The sequence below is a fragment of the Bradyrhizobium sp. 139 genome (assembly GCF_023074175.1).
GTDB lineage: Bacteria > Pseudomonadota > Alphaproteobacteria > Rhizobiales > Xanthobacteraceae > Bradyrhizobium.
Genome location: NZ_JADPKS010000149.1, coordinates 25,086 through 34,152 on the forward strand (window position 1 = coordinate 25,086; position 9,067 = coordinate 34,152).

Sequence of the window (9,067 nt, forward strand, 5' to 3'; positions counted from 1 at the left end):
AGCGATGAAGGGCTGCTCACGTGTCCCGCTGCTGGCGAAGGCGCTCGTCCCAATCCCATGCTCTTGCCCAGCATCAAGAGATACTCGCCGGTCGACATGCTTTGCGTCTGATAAGGAAGGCTTTGCCTCTGCTAGGTGACGCAAGCGGCAGGCAGAAGGCGTTCAGTCACCGATGTAGACGCGGCCACGCCTCTTGGCGAAGTGGTAGACCACCACGCTCAAGAGCGCGATCAACGATCCGTAGACAGGAAACATCCAGGCCATGTGCTCGCGTTGCAACCACACAAGAAGATACGGTGAGGTCCCGCCAAACAATGAGACGCCGAGCGCGTAACCGAGAGCTACGCCCGTGGTGCGCACGGCGCGCGGCATCAGGGTGGTGGCGATGAAGTTATAGAGCGCCATGTTGAACCCCACGATGGCTCCGCCGAACACCGTGACAAGGAAGAACGTGGAGATGCCCTTCTCCGAATAAAGCAGCGTCAGGAAAAAGCATGGGATGAGCAGTAGGCGCAGCAGCGTGAACGCACGCGAGGGGCGCACCTTGTCAGCGAAGGCGCCAACAAGGGGGGCGGCCAACATCCAGATCAAGACCATCAGCGTCATAATTCCGTATACAGAGGTGCTATTCTCCTTGAACACCGTGTTCGCCATATTGGGCAGACCGGTGTTCCAGGCATAGTTGGCGATCTGCACCGATCCGATCACCAGGATGACCGCAAGCAGGGATAGCCGCAAGCTCCAGAGCGTCTTCCACACACCGCCGGTGGTTTCCTGAATCCGCGACGACTCATCCTGGCGATGCATAACCCGATGGATCAAGGTCTCCGGTACCGACGTGCGCAGATAAATGATCAGTAGGCCCAGCCCCCCGCCGACCGCAAAGGGTACGCGCCAGGCCCACTCGCGCATCGCTTCGGGCGCAACCGACGCGCTCACCAGAAACGCAACCAGGCTGGATCCGAGGTTGCCTAGCTGGATGAAAGTGCCACCGATCAGCCCCAGATAACGCCCCTCCTTTCCGGGCGGCGCCAGTTCAATCGCGATTGCATTGGCGACACCCGCCTCGGCTCCGGTAGCAAGCCCCTGAATAAGGCGCATGATAAGCAGCGCCACAGCCGCCGTGACACCAATGTCCCGGTAGGTCGGCAATAGCGAGATCAGCAGCGAGCAAACCGCCATCGCCGTCACCGAGATCATCATCACTCGCTTGTGGCTGATGCGATCTGCGACTGGGCCAAGCAAAGCCGCTCCCAGTGGCCGCGCGCAGAAGCCTGCCCCGTACACGGCTAGCCCCGCAAGCAGCGAGGTCGTGGGATCATCGGAAGGGAAGAAGTGCGGCGAGAGAAACGCCGCCATCACGCCGTAGACGTTCCAGTCGTACCACTCCAGCGCTACGCCCCCTCCGAGGCCGACGGTCATCCGTCTGTTCGCAATTTGATTATCAAGCTGAACAGATACGGCACTGGGTTGAGCAATAATGTTCATGTGTCCTCAGGCTCAGTCAATGGCGTTAATGATGCTGCGGTCAAGCAAGGACGAGCAGCCGCTCGCTGGCTCTACGCGCGGAGTGCGGCGCTATCTAAGATACATGCGACTTCAGCGGGCCGGCTCGTAGCGGTGAAGGCGCAGGCGCCAAGGGGTACGCGGCATGCCGCCGATAAGGCCGTCTTGGTTCGCGATTTCGCAAGTCGTGCGGCCGCACGACCGGCTCTTGCATGGCCTTGGTCACACAAGAGATCGCGAGCGGCGATTCCGATCTGTGCAGCCGCCCAAGAGCAGACGCCACCGAACGCGCTGCGTACAAAACGCGCGCGAGTCCGTGTCCCGTTCCCATGGTTTCCATCCCTCCTGTTGCCAAAGCGCACTCGTGAAGAAGCTGTCGTTCTTGTTGGACGGCGCCGCGCTACAACGCCGTCATCGGGCTAAGAAACATCATTTTCGGCCGTTGAAATCGATTTCATGAACGTAGACGCTCTGGATTCCGGAGTCAAGCGCTGAAAATGCTGCCGCTAAACCTTCTCTCAGTGCTGACCAGCAATTTTTTTCTTGAACGGGCAGAAGCTGCTCGAAGCCTGGTCAGTCGGATTGATTATAAAAAAGCATGTTTTGCGTAGAAAACGATTTCAGTATATTGGCTGCCTTTCTGACTTCATTCAGGAGACACCCTCAATGACCGACAAGCCCGATCTCATCCTCTCGAGCTCTCCCAGGGCCCATGTGCACGTTGTGACGCTGAACAGGACGTCGAAACGAAACGCCTTAAGCAACGACCTGATCGCACAGCTTGGCGCGAGCTTGCGGCATGCTGCGCTCAATGAGGATGTTCGTTGCGTCGTCCTTTGCGGGCACGAAGCCTTCTTCTCTGCCGGAGCCGATATTAAAGAGATGCAGCAGCGCGGGTTTGACGCAATCGACAATCCCGCGCGACGTTCTGCGTGGCGGGACATCGCCAATTTTCCAAAGCCTCTTATCGCCGCGGTTGAGGGAATTTGCTTCGGTGGCGGTCACGAATTGGCCTTGCTCGCCGACATCGCCATAGCAGGCGAAGGAGCGCGGTTTGCACAGCCTGAAATCAACATCGGGATCTTGCCAGGCGATGGCGCAACCCAGCGTCTGACGCGCGTGGCAGGCAAATCTCTGGCCATGCTGATGATACTGACTGGCCAATCCATTTCTGCCCGTGCGGCGATGCAGGCCGGCCTTGTCGCTGAAGTCGTCGAAAGCGGCCAGGCACAGGCGCGAGCGCTCGAGATCGCCGAACTGATCGCCCAAAAGCCGCCGCGTTCGACTGAGCTCGCCAAGGTGGCCGTTCTCGCCGCCTTTCAGACCACCCTGGACGCCGGGCTCGAATTCGAGCGCCAGGCAATTCGATGCGCATTCAACACTGCTGACCAGCAGGAAGGAATGAACGCGTTCTTTGAGAAGCGATCGCCAAACTATCGTGGAAATTAGCCGTCGCGATCCCAGCCTTCGCTGCTGCCGGCGCTCCACATGTGCCGGTACTGACCCACGATGTACCCGATTAAGCACTCCTTCGGATCGACCAGGCCGACGCTGCGAGCTAGAATTCTGTCGTGCCCACCCTTCGAGCACCAATGTATATTGAACTTGCAGTGGCGCTTGTCGGGGACTATCTCGGCCGGTACGCTCGGGTCTTCCTGCGCAAAGGTCAAAGCCCCCTCTGTCGAAGTGGTCCAAAGGTGCGGATTGAGCTAGGCTAGATTCTGCGATCGACGGAAAGTGGCTTGATCCCGCTGGGGAATCTTAGGTTGGCTGCCGTTCTTGAACCCCTATAGAACCATGTGTCTCGCGCCGCAGCCTGATTTTCGGCATGTTCTGGAGGAAGTCGGGGCTTGGACATGACCGAAACTCGCCAGCACGGCTGGCTTTCACTGGGCCAGCGGGGCGCCATGTCAGATGGACACCTACAGTAGGGTCAGGGAGCCAGGAGGTGTTGGATGGAAGGGCGTCAACGTCGGTCTAGCGGCAGGCGGTGGCTCGCTCAGGCGGGGCCTTGAGATCTTCGTGGGCTACGTCTTTGCGTCCTACGGAACGCCCCTCAGAAGCTGCTATAAACCGGCACTTACCATCCTCTGGCCGGGCCAATATGGCGGTTACGGCGCTGTGACGACCGGGATCGGTATCGGCGCGATCCTGTCGGCTGTGGCAACCTTGAAAATTCGCATCGGCGATTTGGCGGCGCGCCAGACTCAGCTAAATGAAGCAACGCGCTTTATCGATTATATCGCAACAGCATTCTTTGCTGCCTACGGGATCGAGGCGGCGCTGAAATTTACCAGCGCTCTCCCACTTGCGATTGGAAACGCCTCGCCAGGGAACCACTTCGCTTTCCTTGCGCTTGTCGCGGCGTTCGCCATTCCTTCCTGCATGTTGTCCGGCTGCGGAGGAGGACTAGTGAAGGGAGTTGTCGTCGACCTCGTTCTCATCAGGCCAAGAAATATTTGGAGAACGTGTTGCAATTGGTTCCTCGAGCCAAACCTCTGGATCTTCGCCGCGATCGCGCTCTTGGGTTTCGTGTTTTACGAACTGTTGGACCGCACACCGTTGAGCTTCGGATCCTGCGCACCAGTCAGCGATACTGGGCTCTATCTGACTATGCTTGCCTGTTCGGCGATAGCGGTTTGCGCTATCTGGCAAGTTGATCCCGCGACCCGACCTTAGAGGCCGTCAGGCCCCGGAGCGGCGGCGTAGCGAACATTGCGGCACTTCGCATCCGTGCAAAAGTTCGGGTCCTCTGCGCTAAGGATCGGCAGTAGTGTTTAGGTATCCGTTGATGGGCATACGAATCGCTTGTCAGGCGTTATGTAAACAGAGGACGACAGGAGATATTGCATGTCAGGAGAAAAGTTCGGTGAGTTCGTCCGCCGAGAACGTGAGGCGAAGGAAATAGGATTGCGGGAAATGGCGAAGATGATCGGTGTGAGTCCCACCTACCTTTCGAAGGTCGAGCGCGACGAGTTCCCACCGCCGGCCGAGGACAAGGTGAAGGCTATTGCCAAATTCATTGACCGCGATACCGACGAACTGATGGCGCGAGCGGACCGGGTGTCGTCCGACTTGTCGGACATTATAAAACGGCATCCGGTCGAACTAGCGGCGCTGCTTCGGACCACCAAGGGCCTAACCGCAGATGAGGTGACGAAACTTGCCCGACAAGCACAGAGGGCCAAGGAGAAATGAAGGCTTAAACCGGCGTTCAACGATGCAGATGAGGATTCGGTTTCATGACCAAGTTCGTACCCTACCTTGCCGATGAGGCGATCGAGCGCAATGTTGCGGCATCGATTGCCGACTATGCGCAAGCTCGCGGGGTCATTATCCAGTCGCCAATCCCGATCGAGGACATCGTCCAGAAGCACCTGAAGCTCACCATCGAGTTCGACGACACGCATGGCCTCTTCGGAGTTCCGCGTACCGGTGACGACCCCGACATCCTCGGCGCGATGTTCTTTGAGGAAGCGCGAATAGTGATCGACGAGAGCCTTGATCCGGAGGAGTATCCGGCGAGGGAAGGTCGCTATCGTTTCACTTTGGCCAACGAGGGCGGCGGGCATTGGCGCCTGCATCGTCATCTGTTCGCCAAGGACCCGGCGCAGTCTGCCTTATTCGGCGGGCCAGCGGCACCGTCGGTCATTTGCCAGTCAAGCCAACCCAAAGAGCGAGTCGAGTGGCAGGCAGATTTCTAAGCATCTTGCCTGCTGATGCCGCGCAAACTAGTTTTTGCCGCGTGGGACGAGATGTTCCCCGACCGCAAGCAACGTGTGTTGCAACCCGCCACGCCGATCGATCACCCTTTCGCCGAGATCGCCCGGTTCGAGTGCCCCATCCGCGGCGCCGAATTCACCGAAAGCGACGATCAAGCCCTCGAAAGCTTCGCCAAACCGTTCGCCGAAAAATTCCTCGTCTCGCCAATCGCCATGCGCATCCGGCTGGAAAAACTCGGGCTTCTGTACCGCGTGGTCCCGATCCAGCGGCTGCTCTCCGATGGCTCGTGAAGCCCTTTTTTTGAGGAGATCGTCAAGTGTCAACTGGACAAGCGATGTCGGAAAGCCGAACGGGGGAAAACTCGTTCGAAACACGCGACTTCCATCTTGCCTGCTTCCTGCGCTGCACTGGCTACGAACTGCTCGACCTTCGCGCCGAAGGGCGGCGCAAGGTCTTCGTCTTTCAGGATCGCGCCACGCGGCGTGACAACGTGATGGCATTTTATAGCGACACGACCAGCGTTCGGCCCTTGGCCTTCGCAGCGACTATCAAGGACATGAAGGGATTGCTTCACAATGGCTGAACCCCATACCGCACCGCCGTTCCAGCGCGCCAAGAGCGGGCAGCTTCGGGAAGCTCTCGACCGCCTCGAAGGGCTCTTCGTCGATGGGCTGAGGCACGGTTTCTTCCACTATTCGATCGCCGGCGAATCGGCAACGGCGGTCAAGCGCCAGCTCGTGATCCGCGCTGGCAAGAGCCATAAGTTCACGATTCTCGAGGACGAAGTATCGCGTTGAAACGCGATGATCGGCGATCCCTGCGATGGGGACGCCCAAGATGCAAATTCCTTTTGGGTCCAGCGTCATCGGTGGGAATCCGAGACCGGAGGCCAGGAGCACGGAACGGCGAGAAGCCGACCGTGAGGTCATCGATGAAACGCCTCGACGCTGCAAACGATAATCAGATTGGGCAACAGATCGTCCGAACCCGGCAAGTTTGGCAATCGCGCCTCAGGCGCGGCCTAACCGACGAGGACGCCCGGCAAATCATGCAATTGGCTTCTTCGGCGTCCTCACCGAATGGTAGCAGGCCGAGAAGCTCGCCGCTTCGAATGTCGACAACGCGCCTAACACGCCGAATGAGGGCGAGGTGGGCTATGACCGCTGAGACCATGCTAAGATCCTCGGCGGGCGCAAAGCGGGCGGGGCTTGGATGGCCTGTTGCCCGGCGCACGAAGATCGCGAGCCGAGCCTCTCGATCTGCGACTGCAAGCGGCAAGGTGCTCGTCCGCTGCCACGCCGGATGCGATCAGCGCGACGTGATCGCCGCCCTTCGCGCACATGGCGCATGGGAAACCAACAGCCGATATGAAGGTCGGTACTCGTACGAAGGTCGGTACTCGCGCAAGTTTCATCGCCGGGCTCCTGCTGAACCCGGTCCTGACAACTTGAAACGCACTGAAGCCGCGTTTGGCATCTGGCAGGCATCGCAACCGGCGGAAAAAACGCCCGTTGAAACCTGTTTGCGGTCGCGTGGGATCATTCACAAGCCATCGACCATCCGCTTTCATACCGGATTGAAGCATCCTTCGGGCGGCGTCTGGCCGTCAATGGTGGCGCTGGTTACGGGGCGGCACCGATGGCAAGCCGATCGCCATTAAAGCTGCTTTGCGGCGCCGCGCTGGACCGACACGACCTTCTTGACGTACCCGGGCCTCGCCTTGACGTCGACCCCGCCGTTTCCGTTTCCTTCTGAAGCCGGTAGAGCTGAACTGCTTTCTTGACGATGTCGACCAACCCGTCCGGCTGCATGGCTTCGTGATGTATTGATAGATGCCGGCCTCGTTGAGGCCGGCGATGATGTCTTCGCAGTCAGAATAGCCGGAGATGATCATCCGCACCGGATCCGGCCATATGTCGCGGACGCGCTTCAGGAAGCTGACGCCCGATTCGTGCGGCATCCGCTGGTTGCAGACAATGGCGTGGACGATTTCGCCTTCCAGGAGCTTCTCCGCATCGGCCGCATTGCCGGCGCACAATACCTCGAATCCTGGTCGAGGACGCGCCGCAGAGCCTCCTGCGAGAGAATCTCGTCGACGACGAGGAGAATGGTTCCTTGGACGTTTCCTGGCATACTCATGATCGCACCGCCATGCAGGTAGGTCGTGCGCGCTCACGCCGCGACCGGTGATTAGCGATTGTCAACGGCGTACGCGACTTCGGGACCTTGTGAATGAAATTGTAACGCGCCACGTGGTAGCTTGGATCGAAGCCGTAGAAGTTGAGCCGCATGCGGCGCAGCTCCTCGTTGCGGTACGCGTCGAGCGGCTTCTCGGCTTCGGCGGCGGCGCGGCGCCTTTGCTTGTCGACAAGGCGCGCGGCATAGTCGGGATCCGATGCAAGCGCGGCGGCGAGCTTCACGAGATCGTCCGTTGCCGCGCCCCTGGCCGTCAGCACGCGATCGACGATGCCGAGGCGTCCGGCCTCAGCCACGCCGATCGGCAGCCGGCATTGAGTGATCATGGCCGCATTCGCGGCACCCGCGCGCCACGGCAGAAGATAGGTCCAGTGTTCCGAACCTAGAGATTGCCCATGTCCTTTGTAATGCGGATTGAGCACGATCCGATCGCTGGCCCAGACCTCGTCGGCAGCGAGGCTGAGGAACACGCCGCCTGCGCCGGCATTGCCGCGAACGACGGAAACCACCAGCCGATCGATGGTCTCGATGATGGCCCGCGCGAGATCGTCGATCGCGTTGATGTTGCGCCAGGATTCATCCGCCGCGCTGTCGGCGGCCTCGATCTCGGCAAGATGAATGCCGTTCGACCAATAATCACGGCCGCCGGTCAGCAGCAGCACCTTGGTTGCGCGCGCAAGCGCGGTTCGATAGGCGCTGAGCAGTGCCTTGCAGTCGTCGGAGCTCATGGCGCCGTTGTAGAAGTTGAATTGCAGTTCGCCAACCTCGCAATGCTCGCGATATTCGATCGGACCGTAGCCGCATCCTGGCCTGTGCGGCAGATGCGCGGCTTCCGACGCGAAGATCTTCGTCGCCGGAAGCTTCAAGCTCTTCGGCGCGACACTCCGGACGTGGCCGATCCAGACCGCGCCGTCGACGGTGGCCCGGGCCAGCGCACCGTCGCACTGCGCCACCACGGTGCCGGGTACGCCGGAGATGCCATGGGCCTCATGCGCATCGAACAGCCGGACGTCCTGCCAGAACAGACTGTCGGTCAGGCCGGGCATGCCGTCGGCGCTGTCGATCTTGCGAAGCACCTCGACGGTTGTGTCGTGCTGCCAGTCGATCGCGCGATCCGCTTGCCGGCAGGGCCCTCGCACGCGAATGCGCGGATCGTCGCTCGCCATTGGCGCGGGCGCCTCGTGCCCGGCCTCGATCGCGGCAATGGCCTCGAGCACCGCCTCCACCGCGTAGGAGGTGACCTCGTTGCGGTAGATGCTGGACTTCGCGGCACGCCGCATCGGGAACGTGCGATGGACCCAGATCGGACCGGCGTCGAACTCGCCATCCGCCTGCAGCACCGTGACACCCCACTCCGCGACGCCCTCGAGAATGGCCCAGTCGAGAGCCGCAGGACCGCGGTCACCGGGCGGGCCGGGGTGCACGAGGAGGCAACGCACGCCACGCCAGACATCGTCCGGGATCGCCCGTTTCAAGAACGGCGCGATAATGAGGTCGGGCCGATACAGCGCAACACTTTCGCGGGTCACGTCGGGATGGATATCGAGCTCGACCGAGACCTCATGGCTACGCTCGCAGAGTTCGACATGCAGCCGCTGCGTCAGGTTGTTAAAGGAATGCGACAAAAGCAGAATGCGCATCC

General features: G+C 60.3%; 9 protein-coding genes and 1 pseudogene. 7 read left to right on the plus strand and 3 right to left on the minus strand.

The features are described from left to right. Positions 1-162: 162 nt before the first annotated feature. Positions 163-1,488 carry an MFS transporter gene (locus IVA80_RS31685; protein WP_247438815.1) on the minus strand — a complete coding sequence of 442 codons (1,326 nt, stop codon included), beginning with the start codon at positions 1,486-1,488 and terminating at the stop codon, positions 163-165. A 684-nt stretch (positions 1,489-2,172) separates the two neighbouring features. On the opposite strand from IVA80_RS31685, the gene IVA80_RS31690 reads away from it, so the two are divergent. The 7 genes from IVA80_RS31690 to IVA80_RS31720 all read left to right on the plus strand — a co-directional run bounded on the left by IVA80_RS31690 (position 2,173) and on the right by IVA80_RS31720 (position 6,026). Next, positions 2,173-2,955, plus strand: a complete 783-nt coding sequence (locus tag IVA80_RS31690; RefSeq protein ID WP_247438817.1) for an enoyl-CoA hydratase-related protein — start codon at positions 2,173-2,175, stop codon at positions 2,953-2,955. Positions 2,956-3,528: 573 nt separating this feature from the next. Then, positions 3,529-4,185, plus strand: coding sequence for a hypothetical protein (locus tag IVA80_RS31695; RefSeq protein ID WP_247438819.1), 657 nt, complete (start codon positions 3,529-3,531; stop codon positions 4,183-4,185). A gap of 171 nt (positions 4,186-4,356) precedes the next feature. Further along, a complete protein-coding gene (locus tag IVA80_RS31700) occupies positions 4,357-4,704 on the plus strand; it encodes a helix-turn-helix transcriptional regulator (RefSeq protein ID WP_247438821.1) in 348 nt (115 codons plus the stop codon). 44 nt (positions 4,705-4,748) lie between these two features. Beyond that, positions 4,749-5,210 carry a hypothetical protein gene (locus tag IVA80_RS31705; RefSeq protein ID WP_247438822.1) on the plus strand — a complete coding sequence of 154 codons (462 nt, stop codon included), beginning with the start codon at positions 4,749-4,751 and terminating at the stop codon, positions 5,208-5,210. A gap of 51 nt (positions 5,211-5,261) precedes the next feature. Continuing rightward, positions 5,262-5,519, plus strand: coding sequence for a hypothetical protein (locus IVA80_RS31710; RefSeq protein WP_247438823.1), 258 nt, complete (start codon positions 5,262-5,264; stop codon positions 5,517-5,519). A 26-nt stretch (positions 5,520-5,545) separates the two neighbouring features. Further along, complete coding sequence (locus IVA80_RS31715; RefSeq protein ID WP_247438824.1) at positions 5,546-5,812, plus strand: DUF5659 domain-containing protein; 267 nt, start codon at positions 5,546-5,548, stop codon at positions 5,810-5,812. After that, positions 5,805-6,026: a hypothetical protein gene (locus IVA80_RS31720; protein ID WP_247438825.1), complete on the plus strand. Its 222-nt coding sequence runs from the start codon at positions 5,805-5,807 to the stop codon at positions 6,024-6,026. Before IVA80_RS31715 ends, IVA80_RS31720 begins: the two co-directional genes overlap by 8 nt. An 846-nt stretch (positions 6,027-6,872) precedes the next feature. On the opposite strand, the pseudogene IVA80_RS31725 reads toward IVA80_RS31720, so the two are convergent. Beyond that, positions 6,873-7,362, minus strand: a pseudogene (locus IVA80_RS31725) (response regulator); the annotation flags it as partial. A gap of 2 nt (positions 7,363-7,364) precedes the next feature. Then, positions 7,365-9,065, minus strand: a complete 1,701-nt coding sequence (locus IVA80_RS31730) for a hydrogenase maturation protein (protein ID WP_247438826.1) — start codon at positions 9,063-9,065, stop codon at positions 7,365-7,367. Positions 9,066-9,067 lie beyond the last annotated feature (2 nt).